The sequence below is a fragment of the Pseudomonas lopnurensis genome, from assembly GCF_015070855.1.
Lineage (GTDB): Bacteria > Pseudomonadota > Gammaproteobacteria > Pseudomonadales > Pseudomonadaceae > Stutzerimonas > Stutzerimonas lopnurensis.
Window position 1 is genome coordinate 1 of sequence record NZ_JADDIX010000031.1, and the last position, 17753, is coordinate 17753.

Sequence of the window (17753 nt, forward strand, 5' to 3'; positions counted from 1 at the left end):
GTGCTGAGCGCCAGCGGCCTTACTGCCGACAATTACGCCATCAGCTATACGGACGGCGCCTTGCAGATCATTGCAGCAGTTGTCGAACCGAGCCTTGTCGGCAGCAGCCAACCTTATGTCAGCGTACTGGCCTCCAACAGCCAAACCGTCTCCAGCGAGAGCAAACAACAGGCCCAGGAGCCCGAAGCGCTGACGCAGGACATGCTGGTCACCAACCCAATCGATGAGCGCCTGAATCTGCAGGTCATCAACCACGGCATCCGCCTGCCAGAAGGAATCTGATTCATGCGTTTCGTTCTTCCCCTGATCGGCGGTGCCGTTTCCCTGCTGTCGCTCTCCGTAATGGCTGCCACCCTGCCGGATGCCGGGCAGTCGCAACAGAATATCGACCAGCGTCCCCTGCAATTGCCTGGCAAGCAGCGCCTGGAATTGAACCTGCCGGATGCGCCCTCGACTAAGATGGACAAGAGCGGGCCGAGCCTGGCGATCAACGGCTTCACCCTGCAGGGCAACAGCGCCATCGCCAGCGAAGAGCTGCTGCCTCTGCTCGCCGAACTGCAAGGCCGCACGGTTGCGCTCGGCGAACTGCAGGCCGCGGCCAACCGCATCACCCTGGCCTACCGCGAGCGCGGTTATCCGCTGGCGCGTGCTTATGTGCCGGCGCAGGAGATCGACGGCGGCGTGGTGCAGATCGCGGTGATGGAAGGCCGTTATGGCGAAGTCGCACTCAACAACAGCGCGCGGGTTTCTGGCGCGGCACTCGCGCCTCTTTCCGACCTCAAGAGCGGTGATGCCGTGCGCGGCGCGACACTGGAACGCAGCCTGCTGTTGCTATCCGACACGCCCGGGGTGGAGGTGAAATCCACCCTTAAACCAGGCGCCTCGGTCGGGGCCACCGACCTGCTGGTGGACGTGCTGCCCGGCCCGCTGCTGTCCGGCTCGGTGGATGCCGATAACTATGGCAACCGCTTTACCGGCGAGTACCGTTTGGGCGGCACGCTCAACCTCAACAGCCCGCTGGGCTTGGGTGATCGCTTGTCGCTGCGCGCCATGGGCTCGGATGAAGACCAGCAATACGGGCGCATCGCCTACCAATTGCCGATTGGCCCCTGGGCCATGCAAGTGGGCGTGGCGTACTCGGACATGGACTACCAGTTGGCCAAGGATTTCGAGGATCTCGATGCCCATGGCAATGCGCGTATCACCAGTGCTTATGCCATCCAGCCGCTGGTGCGCAGCCGCGATTTCTCCCTGTATGCGCAAGTGCAGTTCGACGACAAGCGCCTGAAGGATGACATCGACCAGTTCGACAGCAAAAGCGACAAGCGCTCGCGCGTGGTCACCACGACGCTCAATGGCAACAGCCGCGACACCCTGCTCGGCGGCGGCGTTAACAGCTTCGCCGTGGCCTGGAGCCAGGGCAGCCTGAGTATCGACGGTGCTGCGGCCAAACGCGGCGATGACCTGACTGCCGGCACGCGCGGCCAGTTCCACAAGATCAACCCGAGCCTGGTGCGCCTGCAACGCCTGACGGACCGCTTCAGCCTGTACGGCCAACTGCAAGGCCAATGGGCCGACGGCAACCTGGACAGCTCGGAGAAGATCAGCCTCGGCGGTGCCTACGGCGTGCGCGCGTATCCGCAGGGTGAGGCGTCCGGCGATCAGGGCTGGCTGGCCAACCTCGAACTGCGTTACGCGCTGACCGATGCCTGGCAGCTCAGCACCTTCGCCGACCATGGCGAAGTACGCCTGAACAAAGACACCTGGAGCAACGGTGAAAACCACCGCAGCCTCTCGGCAGCAGGCATCGGCGCACGCTGGGCCGCCCACGGCTGGCAGATCAACACCGTCGCCGCCTGGAAGCTGGGCAATGCCGACGCACAAAGCGACGTCGAGCGCAGCCCACGGGTATGGGCGCAGGTGGTGCGGTTTTTCTAAGCAGCGGTGGACCACCATTCGGGGCGTCCTCCTGTAGGGTGGACGACGCTTTACCCGTCCACCGCTGCACGGCCGCAATGGTGGACAAAAAGCGCGCTGTCCACCCTGCGCCCGCCTGCGTCAGGTATCAGGCCCATTCGGCTTGCATGGCAATGGCCTAAAGCCATACCCTACTTCGCCACTGCGCGCTCGTACGCTCCGAGCCTGACCCGACGATTACCCTGGTATGACTTGTATGCGATTGGCTTGCCGCCTGTTGTTCGCATTGTCTGCACTTGCAGGTTCCTGCCTCGCCAACGCGGCGGCGGAGTTGCTGCCCTTTCAGGAAATTTCCGGCCTGCCATCGCGCAGCAGCCTGTCGCTGGGCGACACCCGCTACGATCCGCCGGATGATCTGCGCGGCGTGCCCTTTATCAGTGGCGGCTTGGCGCTGGACAACTTCGGCGGCCACGACGATCAGGCCCGGCTCGCCAGCGCCATCAATCTCCATGGCCTGCTTGACCAGAGCGACCTGCTGAGCCTGCGCAGCATGGGCTCGGCCGAGGAAGGCCATTACCACTGGGGCGCTTACCACCTGGCCGTCGGCCCCTGGGCCAGCCGGCTGGGCGTTATCCTCTCGGACCTGTCCTACGAACTGGGCGATCAGCTGGAAATACTCTCCGCCAAGGGCAAGGCCCGTACGGCCAGCGTCTTCGTCATCCAGCCACTGCTGCAATACCAGGCGTTCAGTCTCAAGGCCCGCCTGCAGTTCGACGACAAGCGCCTGCAGGACGAGATTGGCCTGCTCGGCATCGATAGTGAAAAACGCTCGCGCGTGCTCAACTATGCGCTCTCCGCCACTGCCCGTGATCAATTGCTGAACGACGCCTCGACCACCCTGGCGCTGAGCTGGAGCGAGGGCAGCCTGAATATCGACGGCTCGCCCTGGTCGCTAGTTGGCAAGGCCGATGCGGGCCGTTTCAATGTGCTGCGCGCCGACCTTGCGCGCCTGCAGCAACTGGGCGGACGCCTGGCCCTGTACCTTCGCGCCCAGGGCCAGTGGAGCGATGACAATCTGGACGACTCGGAAAAGCTCTATATCGGCGGCGTCTTCGGCGTGCGCTCCACCCACCAGACCGCCGCATACGGCGATAGAGGCTGGCTGGCCAGCGCCGAGCTGCGCTACGCCCTGAGCGACAGTTGGCAACTGGTCGCCTTCGCCGATCACGGCGAAGCGCGGGTGAATACACCTGGCCTGGCCACCGACACCGCGCCCCGTCGCCTCAGTGCAACGGGCTTTGGCGCAGGATGGTCGGATCGCAGCTGGAGCATCAGCGCGCTGGCCGGCTGGAAGGTCGGCGACCACCCAGCGCAGAGCGACACAGAGCGCCAGCCACGCATTTGGGCACAGCTGGCCTACAGCTTCTGAAGCCGGGTACCGCACGAAGGCACCATTGACCCTAATACGAGACGTACGCCGTACGCCCAGGCGTAGCCTGCCCGCCTTTCCCTTGGCGCCTAGGGCGGCGTAGAATCGAGGCATTTTCCGCCAGCCACCCTTCGGCGGACCTGTGAGCCCGGGCAGGCCGACGGAGATCCCGTCGCGCGCCATGCCATCTTGCATCGCGGCCATCTGCCGTCGAACTGCTCACCACACATCAATGCTTCCCTGATTAGCCGCAGGAACCGCCATGCCTGATTACCGCTCGAAAACCTCCACCCACGGCCGCAACATGGCCGGCGCCCGCGCCCTCTGGCGCGCCACCGGGATGAAGGACGAGGACTTCAAGAAGCCGATCATCGCCATCGCCAACTCCTTCACCCAGTTCGTGCCCGGCCACGTGCACCTCAAGGACATGGGCCAACTGGTGGCACGCGAGATCGAGAAAGCCGGCGGCGTGGCCAAGGAATTCAACACCATCGCCGTGGACGATGGCATCGCCATGGGCCACGACGGCATGCTCTATTCGCTGCCCAGCCGCGAGATCATCGCCGACTCGGTGGAGTACATGGTCAACGCCCACTGCGCCGACGCCATCGTCTGCATCAGCAACTGCGACAAGATCACCCCCGGCATGCTGATGGCCGCGCTGCGCCTGAACATCCCGGTGGTGTTCGTCTCCGGTGGCCCGATGGAAGCCGGCAAGACCAAGCTGGCCGCCCATGGCCTGGACCTGGTGGACGCCATGGTGGCCGCCGCCGATGACAGCTGCTCCGACGAGACCGTCGCCGAATACGAGCGCAGCGCCTGTCCCACCTGCGGCAGCTGCTCGGGCATGTTCACCGCCAACTCGATGAATTGCCTGGCCGAAGCCCTGGGCCTTGCATTGCCCGGCAACGGCTCGACGCTGGCCACCCACGCCGACCGTGAGCAACTGTTCCTGCGTGCCGGGCGCATCGCCGTCGAGCTGTGCCAGCGCTACTACGGCGAAGGCGACGAGTCCGTGCTGCCGCGCAACATCGCCAACCGCCGCGCGTTCGAGAACGCCATGACCCTGGACATCGCCATGGGCGGCTCGACCAACACCATCCTGCACCTGTTGGCCGCGGCCCAGGAGGCCGAGGTCGACTTCGACCTGCGCGCCATCGACGCGCTGTCGCGCAAGGTGCCGCAACTGTGCAAGGTGGCGCCGAACATCCAGAAGTACCATATGGAAGACGTCCATAGGGCGGGGGGCATCTTCAGCATCCTCGGCGAGCTGGCCCGCGGCGGCCTGCTGCACACCGACGTGGCCACCGTGCACAGCCCGAGCATGGCCGATGCCATCGCCCAGTGGGACATCACCCAGACCACCGACGAAGCCGTGCACACCTTTTTCAAGGCGGGCCCGGCCGGCATCCCGACCCAGACCGCGTTCAGCCAGGCGACCCGCTGGCCGAGCCTGGACCTGGACCGCGCCGAAGGCTGCATCCGCTCGGTGGAGCACGCCTATTCGAAAGAAGGTGGCCTGGCGGTGCTGTACGGCAACATCGCCCTCGACGGCTGCGTGGTGAAGACCGCCGGCGTCGACGAATCGATCCTGGTCTTCGAAGGCAGCGCGAAGATTTTCGAAAGCCAGGACGCTGCGGTGAAAGGCATTCTCGGCGACGAGGTGAAGGCCGGCGACATCGTCATCATCCGCTACGAGGGCCCGAAGGGCGGCCCGGGCATGCAGGAAATGCTCTACCCGACCTCGTACCTCAAGTCCAAGGGCCTGGGCAAGCAGTGCGCGCTGCTCACCGACGGCCGCTTCTCCGGCGGCACCAGCGGCCTGTCCATCGGCCATGCCTCGCCGGAAGCGGCGGCGGGCGGCGCCATCGGCCTGGTGCAGGACGGCGACAAGGTGCTGATCGACATCCCCAACCGCAGCATCAACCTGCTGGTGTCCGACGAAGAGCTGGCGCACCGACGCATCGCGCAGGACAAGAAGGGCTGGAAACCCGCCGCTCCGCGCGCGCGCAAGGTGACCACCGCGCTCAAGGCCTACGCCCTGCTGGCTACCAGTGCCGACAAGGGTGCGGTACGCAACAAGGCGCTGCTGGAGGGCTGATCGCAGTCTTGCAGGCGTCCGCAAGCCCGGCCTCCGTGCCGGGCTTTTTTCAGTTTGACGAAGCCTGCGGTAGGATGCCGCGCCTATCCATGAGGCCGCCATCCTACAGCCATGAGCCAAAACACCAGCGATATCGACAGCCTTCCCGCACATTTTTGGCCCATCCTCTGCGCACTGGTAACCCTGCACCCCGGGCAGGGCAAGAATGCGCTGCTCAACATCCTGCGCAAGCTGGGCGTGCGTTCGCCAAACGGTAAGGCGCTGGACAACGGCGGCCTCGGCGCCCTGCTGGACGAACTGCAACGACTCGGTCTGGTACGGCTGCAGACAAAAAACAACCAGCCGCTTTTCTGCCTCGCGCCCGAGCTTCGCAACCAGACGCTGATGCGATTACTCGCCCAGCCAGAGCATGTTCTGCTGCTCGCGGCGTTACGCGACAACCTGCCGACTCCCGATGCCTGGCAACGGCCCAGCCGGACTCGGCTCCTGCAGGAGCTGTGGCTGGACCTGCTGCTCGGCGATGCGCAGCATCTGGGGCTCAGCCTCATGCAGATGAATAGTCTCCTCTCCATCAAGGATATCGCCACGAGCCACCCCGTCCAGCAACTGCAGGCCGATGCCAGCGGGCAAGCCGTACTGCAGCGCCTGGACCGCGGCGTACGGAGCCTGCTGCTGGAAGATCACTTGGCATTGGCCAACCTGCTGACGACACCCGCCACCCTGAGCTATCGGATGGGCCTGCAGGAGGTCGACGGGCAGAACGTCGACTCGGGGTTGTGCCTGCAATTGCTGTTACAGGCCTTCTGGCGCGGAGACTGGCCGAACCTGCAGCGGTTGGGCCGGCACAACCTGGGGCTGCTCCAGGAAACCATCGACCTGTTGCTGAAGGGCCAGGTGAACGAGGTGCTGCGGTTGCTGCGCGCCTGGCTGGCAGATGTACGCAAGCAGACCAAGCAACGCAAGATCGATCTGCCCCCGGTTATCAATGGCTTGTATATCCTGGCCCTGATCGCCGAGAACGATCCGAAACAGCGCACGCCGCTCAAGCAGGCCATCAACCTGGGCATCAAGGAGCACTACGGCAGAGCCTACGCTGCACTTTCCCAGTTACTGGAGCTGCTGCAAAGCGGCAAACCCCAGGGCAGGCTGTCACGGCCCGATTCCCTGAGCGGCTTCGAAGGGCTGCTGCATGCCCTGGCGCTATACTGGCTGGACGATCCCGAGGCACGCAGCAGAGTCTGGTGCACAATCCTGCAGACAAGCCGTAATCAACTGGAACAGTACGGTTACGCCTGGCTCGCCGCCGAGTTCGATGCACTGATCGCCAGGCAATTCGGGATTCCTCGCCAACTGCCGGATTTCCATGGCGAACACGGCCTGCAACCGCTGGTCGGGCTGTACCAACGCCAGGAAAGCTGGCAACTCATCCTCAATGCCCTCGCCGGACTGAAGTCCGGGCAAGCAAGCACCACCGGCAAGGCTGCGAAGGGCAGTCGCCTGGCCTGGCTGATCCACATGAGCCGCTACCGTGGCCTGCACATCGAGCCACGGGAACAGAAGCTCGGCGCCAAGGGACAGTGGAGCAAGGGACGCCCGGTAGCGCTCAGCCGCCTGCTCGAAGATGCCGATAAACTGGACTTTCTCTGCGAACAGGACCGCCAGGCCTGCAAGCTGATCCGCACCGAACAGGTCTACTACAGCAAGGAATACAGGCTACCTGCGGGCCTGGCACTGCCGAAGCTGGTCGGCCATCCCGCCCTGTTCTGGGACGATGCACCGGATGTCCGCATCGATCTGCAGACGGGAGAAGCGCGCCTGCACTTGCAGTCGAGCGGTGGCCAGATCCACCTGAAGCTGGAGCCCGAAGGCATCGGCAGCGGCGAGCTGTTCCTGGAGAAACAGACCCCAACCCGCATGCTGGTCTACCCGATCACCCGGGAAGTCAGGCAGATTGCCGAAATTCTCGGCGACGGTCTCAGCGTTCCGCTGTCAGCCAAGGCTCAACTCATCGAGGCGATCAGTGCCATCGCTCCGCTGCTGCCGATCCACTCGGACATTCCCGAGCTGGCCAGCCATGTCGAGGAGATTCCTGCCAACCCGCTGATTCATGCGCACTTGCTGCCCCTCGGTGAAGGCCTGCGCCTGCAACTGCTGGTGCGGCCACTGACCGATGGCGGCTGGTTCCGCCCTGGGCATGGCAGCGGGCGCCTGCTGGGCGAACATGAAGGCCGCACCGTACAGGCGGTGCGCAACTTCAAGGCCGAGCGCGAACGCCTCAACCAGGTGCTGGATGTCTGGCCGGGCCTGGCCAATGCCGATAGCGACGGCCAGGAATGGCAACTGTACCGGCCCCAGGATGCCCTGCAGGTGCTCAGCGAACTGCAGACCATCGACGGCGAACTGCTGCAGTGCGTGTGGCCCGAAGGCGAGCGCATGCGCATCAAGGGGCATAGCGATATCCGCCAGTTGAAACTCGGCCTCACGCAGCAGGGCGACTGGTTCCAGTTGCAGGGCGGCATTACCCTGGACGACGGCAAGGTGCTGCAGTTGCGCCAGTTGCTGGAGCTGCTGCAGGCCAGCCCCGGTCGCTTCATCAAACTGAGCGACAACGACTGGCTGGCCATCGGCAACAGCCTGCGCAAGCGCCTCGACGAACTCGCCCACCTGGCCGAACGTATCAGCGATCAGGGCCTGCGCCTGAGCCCGTTGAGCACCCCGCTGCTGGCCGAACTGGCCGAGGAGGCCGGTGAATTCAAGGCCGGCAAGCAATGGCAGCAACACCTGCAACGCCTGCAATCGCTGCGTGATTACCAGCCAGCCGTGCCCAGCACCCTGCAGGCCGAGCTACGCGACTACCAGATCGAAGGCTTCACCTGGCTGGCGCGCCTGGCGCAATGGGGCGTCGGTGCCTGCCTGGCCGACGACATGGGCCTGGGCAAGACGGTGCAGACCCTCGCTCTGCTTCTGCTGCGCGCCCAGCAAGGGCCGCAACTGGTGGTCGCTCCCACTTCGGTGGCGCTGAACTGGATCAATGAAGCCCGCCGCTTCGCTCCCACCCTGCAGTTGCACGACTATCACCAACAGCGCCGCCTCGACGGCCTGGGCCCGCGTGATCTGGTGATCACCAGCTACGGCCTGCTGCAACAGGACAGCGAGGCCTTCGCCGCCGTGCGCTGGACCAGCGTGGTGCTGGACGAAGCCCAGGCGATCAAGAACGCCCAGACCAAACGCTCCCAGGCCGCCATGGTCCTGCAAGTGGAATTCCGCATGGTCGCCACCGGCACGCCGCTGGAGAACCACCTGGGCGAGCTGTGGAACCTGTTCCGCTTCATCAACCCCGGCCTGCTCGGCAGCCAGGACAGCTTCGCCGCGCGCTTCGCCAATCCCATCGAAAATGGCGACGCGGGCGCTCGCCGCGCGCTCAAGCAACTGATCCAGCCGTTCATCCTGCGCCGCCTGAAGAACCAGGTGCTCGACGAGTTGCCGGCACGTACCGAGATCACCTACAGCGTGCCGCTGTCCGACGACGAGGTTCATCAGTACGAAGCCTTGCGCCAGCAGGCCGTGGAAAGGATCAGCGCAGCCGGCGATCAGGAGAGCAAGCCACTGCAGGTACTGGCAGAGATCACTCGCCTGCGCCGCTTCTGCTGCCATCCCTCGCTGGTACTGCCAGGCTCGTCTTTGAGCAGCAGCAAACTGCTGGCATTCCAGCAAATCGTCACGGAACTTCTGGAGAACCATCACAAGGCCCTGGTGTTCAGCCAGTTCGTCGACCATCTGGGCATCGTCCGTACCTGGCTCGACCAGCAGGGCATCGCCTACCAGTACCTCGACGGCTCGACCCCGGCCAAGATGCGCCAAGCCGCGGTGGAGGCCTTCCAGGCGGGCCAGGGCGAGGTGTTCCTGATCAGCCTCAAGGCCGGCGGCAGCGGCCTCAATCTGACCGCCGCCGACTACGTCATCCACCTCGATCCCTGGTGGAATCCGGCGGTGGAGGACCAGGCCAGCGACCGCGCCCACCGCATGGGCCAGCAGCGCCCGGTGACCATCTACCGGTTGGTCACCGAAGGCACCATCGAACAGCAGATCGTCGCCCTGCACGGGCGCAAGCGCGACCTCGCCGACAGCCTGCTCGACGGCGGCGAGGTCAGCGGCAAGCTGGATGCGGAGGCGTTGCTGGCCCTGCTCAGGGAAAGCGGAACCCCAGCCACCTGAAATGTCGCTGCCGTGAACGCCGCCATTCACCCCGAACGTCCAAGACAGTCCACCAGGCGCGCCACTGAACCCAAAAGTTTGCCTGAACAGAATTACGACATCGTCTGGACGTATCTAAAGCTCCAGCTTGTAGCCGACGCCGTAGATCGAGTGAATCAGCTCCTGCTCCGGCGCCGCCTGTTCCAGCTTGCGCCGCAGGTTCTTCACATGGCTGTCCACGGTGCGGTCGGTGACCACCCGGTGGTCGTCGTACAGCCGATCCATCAACTGGTCGCGCGAATACACCCGCCCCGGCGTCGCCGCCAGGCAATGCAGCAGGCGGAACTCCACTGGCGTCAGGTCCAGTTCCACTCCGGCATAGCTGGCCCGATAGGTCGCCGCATCCAGCTGCAGACCGCCGCTGGCCTGCGGCGGGCGACGGCGCAGGATGGCGCATACGCGAGCCATTACCTCGCGTGGGCTGAACGGCTTGCAGATGTAGTCGTCGGCGCCCAGGTCCAGCCCCAGCAGGCGGTCCACTTCCTCGACCCGCGCGGTGATCAGCATGATCGGCACCTCGCTGAAGGTGCGCAGCTCGCGGCAGATATCCAGGCCGTCGCGGCTGGGCAGCATGATGTCGAGCAGGATCAGCGCCGGTTCGGCACGGCGCACCGCCGGCACCACGGCCAGGCCGTCGTCCAGGCAGCTGACCCGGTGCCCGGCGGCCTGCAGGTAGTCGCGCAGCAGGGCGGCCAGCTTGGGCTCGTCTTCCACTACCAGGATGTCGGCGGGGCTCAGCTCGTCGTTGCCCAGCATCAGCGGATCTCCTTCGGCAGGCTCAATTGCAGCCAGAGTCCGCCCAGCGGCGAGGGGCGGGCCTGCAGACTGCCACCATGGGCCTCGGCGATGCTGCGGCAGATCGCCAGGCCCAGTCCCGAGCCGCCACTGGCGCGGCCGCGCGAGGCTTCGCCACGGAAGAAACGCTCGAACAGACGCGGCAGGTCGGTCTCGGCCACCCCGGGCGCGGAGTCGAGCCAGTCCAGCACGATACGGTCGTCCTGCTCTTGTAGCCGGATGCGCAGTTGTCCGCCGGCGCTGGTGTAGCGCAGGCTGTTCTCCAGCAGGTTGCCGAGCAACTGGCGCAGACGCGCGGCATCGGCCATAACCGGCATGGCTGCCAGCGGCAACTGCAGCGCCAGGGTCAGGCCCTGCTCCTGGCAACGCGCGCTGGCGCCGGACAGAGCCTGCTGCAACACCTCTACCAGATCCTGCGGTTGCTTGCGGTAGGTCAGTGCACCGACATCGGCCAGCGACAGCTCATGCAGATCGTCGACCAGTTGGTTGAGCTGGCCGACTTCCTGCTGCAACGAGCGCAGCGAGTCGCCGTCGAGCTTGCGTACCCCGTCCTCCAGCGCTTCCAGCTCGCCGCGCAGCACCGCCAGCGGGGTGCGCAGTTCATGGGAGATATCGGCCATGAACTCGCGGCGCATCTGTTCGTTGCGCTCCAGGGTGTACGCCAGCTGATTGAAGTCGCGGGCCAGTTGCCCCACCTCGTCGTCGGACTGCACCAGCACCCGCCCGGCATAGTCGCCAGCCGCCAGCCGATGGGTCGCCGCCGCTACCTGCAACATGGGGGCCAGCAGGCGGCGGGTCGCCCAGCCTGCAGTCAGCGTGGCCAACAATAGGACCAGCACGGCGATAGCCAGGCTGGCTTGCAACTGACGCTGGAACAGGCGTTCACCGAGCGCTTCGGTGACGCTCTGGAACGGCGTCATGGTCAGCCAGCCGACGGTGGCGCCATCCACCACGATCGGCAAGCGCACGGCGTCCCGACCAACCACGGGCAAGCCTCTGACCCGCTGCTGTTCGGCATCCAGCAAGGCGATGCGAAATACCGCACCGGTCAGGTCGGATAACGGCGCCTGGCGGACCGTGCTGCTCTCGGGGTCCCAGTCGTTGGGGCGGGTCAGGTTGAACCAGGCATCCGGGTTGTCGCGCACGAAATCCCAGCTGCCGTGTTCGCGGTAGGCCGGGGCGAAGCGTGGATGGATGGATTCGAGGCGCGCCACGCCCAGTTCGTTGATATGGCCGATGAAGCCGCGAGTGAAGCTCCAGCTCCCGGCCATGGCCATGGCCAGGGCGACGAACAGCGTGGTGCAGAGTACGGCGAGGAACAGCCTGCGCGAGAGCGTGATCTTCATGGAGAGCCCGAACTGGGAACTGGGAACTGGGAACTGGGCATCTATTTAAGGCCGCCTGCCGCGCCCTGTTCAACGCCTCCTGCGCAATCTCCAAATTCTCTGCACATTTGTTGCGCAGCATCTCCAGCCTATAGACGCCGGTTGGAGAAAACGATGTTCAGCATGTTCAGCAAAATCATGGGTTGCCTGGCGCTGTTCGGGGCGCTTCTGGTGCTGGCCCTGTCCGGCCTGCCACTGCGCGCGCCGACCAAGGTCGATGCCGCGCCGGCGGTCGTCGAGGTCGGTGTCGTGACCCTGCAGCCGCAGGCCCAGCGCCTTACCAGCGAACTGCCCGGGCGTACCAAGGCTTGGCTGACCGCGGAAATCCGTCCGCAAGTCGGTGGCATCGTGCAGCAACGGCTGTTTACCGAAGGCGCCGAGGTCGAAGCCGGCGAGGTACTCTACATGATCGATCCGGCCACCTATCAGGCCGCCTTCGACCAGGCCCGCGCCAGTACCGCAGAGGCCCTTGCCGCGCTCGATTCGGCGCGGCTGAAGGCGGCGCGCTACGCCGAGCTGGTCAAGATCGACGCCATCAGCCAGCAGGACAACGAGGATGCCCAGGCCAGCCTGCAGAGCGCCCAGGCCGCCTATCAGGCCGCTCAGGCCGCGGAGAAGAGCGCGCGCATCGACCTGGCCTACACCCGCGTCACGACGCCGATTGCCGGTCGTGTGGAAAGCTCCAGCGTCACCCCGGGCGCGCTGGTCACCGCCAGTCAGGACACGGCGTTGACCACGGTGCAGCAACTCGATCCGCTGTACGTCGACATCACTCAGACCAGCGCGGAGGTGCTGCGTCTCAAGCGCGAACTGGCCGAGGGGCGCCTGAGCAAAGCCGGCGACAACGAGGCGCGCATCGTCCTGCGCCTGGAAGACGGCAGCGAGTACGCCCACGCCGGACGTCTGCAGTTCAGCGGCGCCAGCGTCTCGCAGAGCACCGGCAGCGTCACCCTGCGCGCCGTGGTGCCCAATCCGGATGGCCTGCTGCTGCCAGGCATGTACGTACGTGCGGTGCTGGAAGAAGCGGTGGACGAGCAGGCGCTGCTGGTGCCGCAGCGCGCCGTGACCCGCAGCCACAGCGGCGCCACCAGCGTGCTGCTGGTGGTGGACGGCAAGGTCGAGCAGCGCCAGATCGTGGTCGGTCGCAGCGTCGGCAACCAGTGGTGGGTGGGCTCCGGGCTCGCTGCCGGCGAGCAGGTCATCGTCGAGGGTGGGCAGAAGGTGCGCGTCGGCGATGCCGTACACAGCCTGGCCATCGCCCCGGCCGATGAGCAAGCGGCCGACCTGGCCGTCAACGCGGTACACTGAGGACGATTCCATGGCACGTTTCTTCATCGACCGGCCGATCTTCGCCTGGGTCATCGCCATCGTCATCATGCTCGGCGGTGCCCTGTCGATCAGCCAATTGCCGCTGGAGCAGTATCCGGATATCGCTCCACCGACCATCAACATCTCCGCCACCTACACCGGCGCCTCGGCCAAGACCATCGAAGACTCGGTGACCCAGGTGATCGAGCAACAGATGAAGGGCCTCGATGGCCTGGTGTACATGTCCGCCAGCAGCAGCTCGGCCGGCAGCGCCAGTATCAGCCTGACGTTCGCCACCGGCACCGACGCCGACGTGGCGCAGATGCAGGTGCAGAACAAGTTGCAGCAGGCCGAGTCACGCCTGCCGCAGGCGGTGCAGAACCAGGGCATCACGGTGACCAAGGGCGGCGGCGACTTCCTGATGATCGTCGCCTTCCAGTCGAGCAATCCGAGCGTGACCAACACCGATATCGGCGATTTCATCGACAGCCAGCTGCTCGACCAGGTCAGCCGCGTCGACGGTGTCGGCGAGGTACAGACCCTCGGTTCGGGCTATGCCATGCGCATCTGGCTCGATCCGGCCAGGCTGGAGCAGTACGCGCTGATGCCATCCGACATCAGCAGCGCACTGGAAGCACAGAACACCGAGGTGTCCGCCGGCCAGCTCGGCGCCCTGCCGGCGGTGGCCGGGCAGCAGCTCAACGCCACCATCAGCGCGCGCAGCAAGCTGCAGACGGTGCAGCAGTTCCGCGACATCGTGCTCAAGAGCGACAGCGACGGCTCGCTGGTGCTGCTTTCCGACGTGGCCCGGGTCGAGCTGGGCAACGAAAGCTACGATGTGGTCACCGCGCTCAACGGCAAGCCTTCGGCGGCCATGGGTATCAAGCTGGCCACCGGCGCCAACGCGCTGGATGTCGCGCAGGCGGTCAAGCTCAAACTCGCCGAGCTGGAGGCCAATTTCCCCGCCGACATGCAGCTGGAAACGGCCATTCCCTACGACACCACGCCCTTCGTCAGCCTGTCGATCGAGGAGGTGGTGCAGGCGCTGTTCGAGGCCACCGTGCTGGTGGTGCTGATCATGTACCTGTTCCTGCAGAACTGGCGCGCCACCCTGATTCCCGCCATCACCGTGCCGGTGGTGCTGCTCGGTACCTTCGGCGTGCTGGCGCTGTTCGGCTACTCTATCAACACCCTGAGCATGTTCGCCATGGTCCTGGCCATCGGCCTGCTGGTGGACGATGCCATCGTCGTGGTGGAGAACGTCGAGCGGGTGATGGCCGAGGAAGGTCTGTCGCCGCTGGAGGCCACGCGCCAGTCGATGGGCGAAATCAGCGGCGCGCTGGTGGGCATCGCCCTGGTGCTGTCGGCGGTGTTCATTCCCATGGCCTTCTTCGGCGGCTCCACCGGGGCGATCTATCGGCAGTTCTCGGTGACCATCGTCAGCGCCATGCTGCTCTCGGTGCTGGTGGCCATGAGCCTCAGCCCGGCGCTGTGCGCGACCCTGCTCAAACCCGTCGCCAAGGGAGAAACACATGAGGCGCGAGGCTTCTTCGGCTGGTTCAACCGCACCTTCGAACGCAGTGCGGCACGTTACCAGCGCGGCGTTGCCGGCGTACTGCGCCGCGGATCGCGCATGCTGGCGCTTTACGCACTGATCCTGGCGGCGCTGGCAGTTGGCTATGCGCACCTGCCCGGCTCCTTCCTGCCCGATGAGGATCAGGGCATGTTGATGGCCATGATCCAGCTGCCGGTGGGCGCCACCGACGAGCGCACGCAGACCGCCACCCAGCAGTTCATCGACTACATGCGTGCCCAGCCGGAGGTGGATTCACTGGTGACCATCACCGGCCTGGGGATGGGCGGCAACGCGCAGAACTCCGGCCGCGCCTTCATCAAACTGAAGGACTGGGGCCTGCGCGAAGGTGCCGAGCAGAGCGCTGTCAGTCTGGCCCGGCGGGCCACCGGCGAGCTGTCGTCGCTGCGCGATGCGAGCATCTTCGTGATGCAGCCGCCGGCCATTCGCGGCCTGGGCGAAAGCTCCGGCTTCAACCTGCAGCTCAAGGACGTCGGCGGCGTCGGCCACGACGCACTGATGGCCGCCCGCGATCAGTTTCTCGCCCTGGCCGCGCAGAACGACAAGCTGGTGGGCGTGCGCAGCAACGGCCTGGAGGATACCCCCGAATTTCAGGTTGCCATCGACGATCGCAAGGCCGGCGCTTACGGCCTGGCCCCCAACGACATCAACACCACCCTGGGCACCGCCATGGGCGGCAGCTACGTCAATGATTTCGTCTATAACGGGCGGGTGAAGAAGGTCTATGTCCAGGGCGAAGCCGATAGCCGCATGCAGCCCGAAGACATCGGCCGCTGGTACGTGCGCAACGACGTCGACGAAATGGTGCCTTTCAGCGCCATCGCCAGCAGTGGCTGGGACTATGGTTCACCGCTGCTGGAGCGCTACAACGGCAACGCCTCGCTGGAACTGGTCGGCGACCCTGCCGACGGTATCAGCTCGGGCGAGGCGATGGACGAGGTCGAGCGGCTGGTCGCCCAGCTGCCGTCCGGAATCGGCTACGAGTGGTCCGGGCAGTCCTATCAGGAGCGCTTGTCCGGCTCGCAGGCGCCGCAGCTCTACGCGGTATCCATTCTGTTCGTGTTTCTCTGCCTGGCGGCGCTGTACGAGAGCTGGTCGGTGCCCTTCGCGGTGATGCTGGTGGTACCGCTCGGGGTGGTCGGTGCGGTGCTCGGCAGTGGCCTGGCCGGACAGAACAACGACGTGTACTTCCAGGTCGGTCTGCTCACCACCGTCGGTCTGGCGGCGAAGAACGCCATCCTCATCGTCGAGTTCGCCAAGCAGTTGCAGGAGCAGGGCCAGGATCTGGCCAGCGCCGCCCTGGAAGCCTGCCGCCAGCGCCTACGGCCGATTCTGATGACCTCGCTGGCCTTCATGTTCGGCGTGCTGCCACTGGCACTCAGCAGCGGCGCCGGTGCCGGCGGGCGCCGGGCCATCGGCACCGGGGTACTCGGCGGCATGTTCAGCGCCACCGTGCTGGGTATTTTCTTCGTCCCGCTGTTCTTCGTTCTGGTGCGCCGCCTGGCCGCCCCTCGCGCACCGGCCGTCACTGGCGCAGGAGTAGAAGCATGATCCGTCCGTCTCGCCTGCCCCTGCTGCTGCCGGCCCTGCTGCTGGCCGGCTGCGTCAACCTGGCACCCGACTACCAACAACCGCAGGCGCCGATTCCCAGCCAGTGGCCGACCAGCGCCGAGCAGGGCCGTACCACAGTGGATATCGCCTGGCAGGATTTCTTTCTCGATGCGCGCCTGCGCCAGGTCATCGACCAGGCCTTGGCCAACAACCGCGACCTGCGCGTGGCCATCCTCAACGTGGAGAAGGCCCGCGCGCTGTACCGGGTACAGCGCGCCGAGCGACTGCCGACGCTGAATGCCGGTGCCAGCGGCAGTCACGACCGCACCCCAGCCAGCCTGAGCAGCAGCACCGGCGGCGCCAGCACCAGCCACCAGTACAGCGCCGAGCTGGGCCTGAGTGGCTACGAGCTGGACCTGTTCGGGCGCATCCGTAATCTCAGCGAGGCGGCCCTGGAAGACTACCTGGCGCTGGAGCAAACCGGTCGCAGCACGCGGATCAGCCTGCTGGCGGAGGTGGCCAATGCCTGGCTGACCCTGGCCGCCGATCGCGACCTGCTCCGGCTGGCCGAAGAAACGCTGACCAGCCAGCAGGCCAGCTACCAGCTGCTCCAGCGCAGCCATGTGCTGGGCAACACCTCGGGCCTGGCCCTGGCCCAGGCGCAAAGTACGGTGGAGTCGGCACGGGTCGACGTGGCGGCCTACCAGAGCCAGGTGCAGCAGGACATCAACACCCTCAACCTGCTGGTGGGTGCCAGCCCGAGCGAGGACCTGTTGCCCGCCGGGCTGACGCAAAGCAGCGCCGAGCTGCTGGAAATCCCCGCCGGCCTGCCTTCCAGCCTGCTGCAGCAGCGCCCCGACGTACTGGCTGCCGAGCACGCCCTCAAAGCAGCCAATGTCGATATCGGCGCCGCCCGCGCGGACTTCTTCCCCAGTATCAGCCTGACCGCCAGCGCCGGTACCAGCAGTGCGGCCCTGAGCGGGCTGTTCAAGGGCGGCAGCGGCGCCTGGAGCTTCGCCCCGAGCGTCAGCCTGCCGATCTTCGACGCCGGTGCCAACCGCGCCAACCTGAAGGCCGCCGAACGCGAGCGCGACATTCAACTGGCCACCTACGAGCAGACGTTGCAGAGCGCCTTCCGCGAGGTGGCCGATGTGCTGGCCGAGCGCGGCACGCTGCGCCAGCGTATGGAGGCCCAGCAGGCCCTGGTCGACGCCACGGACAAGAGCTACCGGCTGGCCGACGCGCTGTACCGCAACGGCGCCAGCAGCTACCTCGACGCGCTCGACTCCCAGCGCGAGCTGTATGCGGCGCGGCAGAGCCTGATCAGCCTGCGGCTCACCGAACAGAGCAACCGCATCGGCCTGTATCGGGTGCTGGGCGGTGGTATCGCCGAATAACGGGGCCACAGCGGTTCCCATC

General features: G+C 65.8%; 10 protein-coding genes. 8 read left to right on the plus strand and 2 right to left on the minus strand.

The window, feature by feature from the left end; translation table 11 throughout:
* The 5 genes from IN820_RS06375 to IN820_RS06395 form a co-directional block, all read left to right on the plus strand.
* Positions 1 to 282: hypothetical protein (locus tag IN820_RS06375; RefSeq protein ID WP_193680170.1), on the plus strand; the 282-nt coding region annotated here is incomplete at its 5' end.
* A gap of 3 nt (positions 283 to 285) precedes the next feature.
* On the plus strand, positions 286 to 1938 hold the full coding sequence (locus tag IN820_RS06380) for a ShlB/FhaC/HecB family hemolysin secretion/activation protein (protein WP_193680171.1): 1653 nt from the start codon (positions 286 to 288) through the stop codon (positions 1936 to 1938).
* A gap of 265 nt (positions 1939 to 2203) precedes the next feature.
* The gene (locus IN820_RS06385; RefSeq protein WP_193680172.1) at positions 2204 to 3346 is read left to right on the plus strand and encodes a ShlB/FhaC/HecB family hemolysin secretion/activation protein; all 1143 of its coding nucleotides are present in this window, start codon (positions 2204 to 2206) and stop codon (positions 3344 to 3346) included.
* Between the two features lie 262 nt (positions 3347 to 3608).
* On the plus strand, positions 3609 to 5447 hold the full coding sequence (gene ilvD / locus IN820_RS06390) for a dihydroxy-acid dehydratase (protein ID WP_193680173.1): 1839 nt from the start codon (positions 3609 to 3611) through the stop codon (positions 5445 to 5447).
* Positions 5448 to 5558: 111 nt separating this feature from the next.
* On the plus strand, positions 5559 to 9662 hold the full coding sequence (locus IN820_RS06395; protein WP_193680174.1) for a DEAD/DEAH box helicase: 4104 nt from the start codon (positions 5559 to 5561) through the stop codon (positions 9660 to 9662).
* Between the two features lie 114 nt (positions 9663 to 9776).
* On the opposite strand, the gene IN820_RS06400 is transcribed toward IN820_RS06395, so the two are convergent.
* Positions 9777 to 10457 carry a response regulator gene (locus IN820_RS06400; RefSeq protein ID WP_193680175.1) on the minus strand — a complete coding sequence of 227 codons (681 nt, stop codon included), beginning with the start codon at positions 10455 to 10457 and terminating at the stop codon, positions 9777 to 9779.
* On the minus strand, positions 10457 to 11842 hold the full coding sequence (locus tag IN820_RS06405; protein WP_193680176.1) for an ATP-binding protein: 1386 nt from the start codon (positions 11840 to 11842) through the stop codon (positions 10457 to 10459). Before IN820_RS06405 ends, IN820_RS06400 begins: the two co-directional genes overlap by 1 nt.
* Before the next feature lie 162 nt (positions 11843 to 12004).
* Here IN820_RS06405 and IN820_RS06410 point away from each other — a divergent pair, with 162 nt between their 5' ends.
* Genes IN820_RS06410 through IN820_RS06420 form a run of 3 tightly spaced genes read left to right on the plus strand, consistent with a single transcriptional unit; the run spans position 12005 to position 17731 of the window.
* A complete protein-coding gene (locus tag IN820_RS06410; protein ID WP_193680177.1) occupies positions 12005 to 13189 on the plus strand; it encodes an efflux RND transporter periplasmic adaptor subunit in 1185 nt (394 codons plus the stop codon).
* A gap of 10 nt (positions 13190 to 13199) precedes the next feature.
* Positions 13200 to 16334: an efflux RND transporter permease subunit gene (locus IN820_RS06415; RefSeq protein WP_193680178.1), complete on the plus strand. Its 3135-nt coding sequence runs from the start codon at positions 13200 to 13202 to the stop codon at positions 16332 to 16334.
* A complete protein-coding gene (locus IN820_RS06420) occupies positions 16331 to 17731 on the plus strand; it encodes an efflux transporter outer membrane subunit (protein ID WP_193680179.1) in 1401 nt (466 codons plus the stop codon). Before IN820_RS06415 ends, IN820_RS06420 begins: the two co-directional genes overlap by 4 nt.
* Positions 17732 to 17753: the final 22 nt, after the last annotated feature.

What these genes read in the sequence shown, in the direction of transcription:
- IN820_RS06395 (WP_193680174.1), top strand. Translation starts at nt 5,559, where the DNA reads ATGAGCCAAAACACCAGCGATATCGACAGCCTTCCCGCACATTTTTGG.
- IN820_RS06415 (WP_193680178.1), top strand. Translation starts at nt 13,200, where the DNA reads ATGGCACGTTTCTTCATCGACCGGCCGATCTTCGCCTGGGTCATCGCC.
- ilvD (WP_193680173.1), top strand. Translation starts at nt 3,609, where the DNA reads ATGCCTGATTACCGCTCGAAAACCTCCACCCACGGCCGCAACATGGCC.
- IN820_RS06410 (WP_193680177.1), top strand. Translation starts at nt 12,005, where the DNA reads ATGTTCAGCAAAATCATGGGTTGCCTGGCGCTGTTCGGGGCGCTTCTG.
- IN820_RS06400 (WP_193680175.1), bottom strand. Translation starts at nt 10,457, where the DNA reads ATGCTGGGCAACGACGAGCTGAGCCCCGCCGACATCCTGGTAGTGGAA.
- IN820_RS06405 (WP_193680176.1), bottom strand. Translation starts at nt 11,842, where the DNA reads ATGAAGATCACGCTCTCGCGCAGGCTGTTCCTCGCCGTACTCTGCACC.
- IN820_RS06420 (WP_193680179.1), top strand. Translation starts at nt 16,331, where the DNA reads ATGATCCGTCCGTCTCGCCTGCCCCTGCTGCTGCCGGCCCTGCTGCTG.
- IN820_RS06380 (WP_193680171.1), top strand. Translation starts at nt 286, where the DNA reads ATGCGTTTCGTTCTTCCCCTGATCGGCGGTGCCGTTTCCCTGCTGTCG.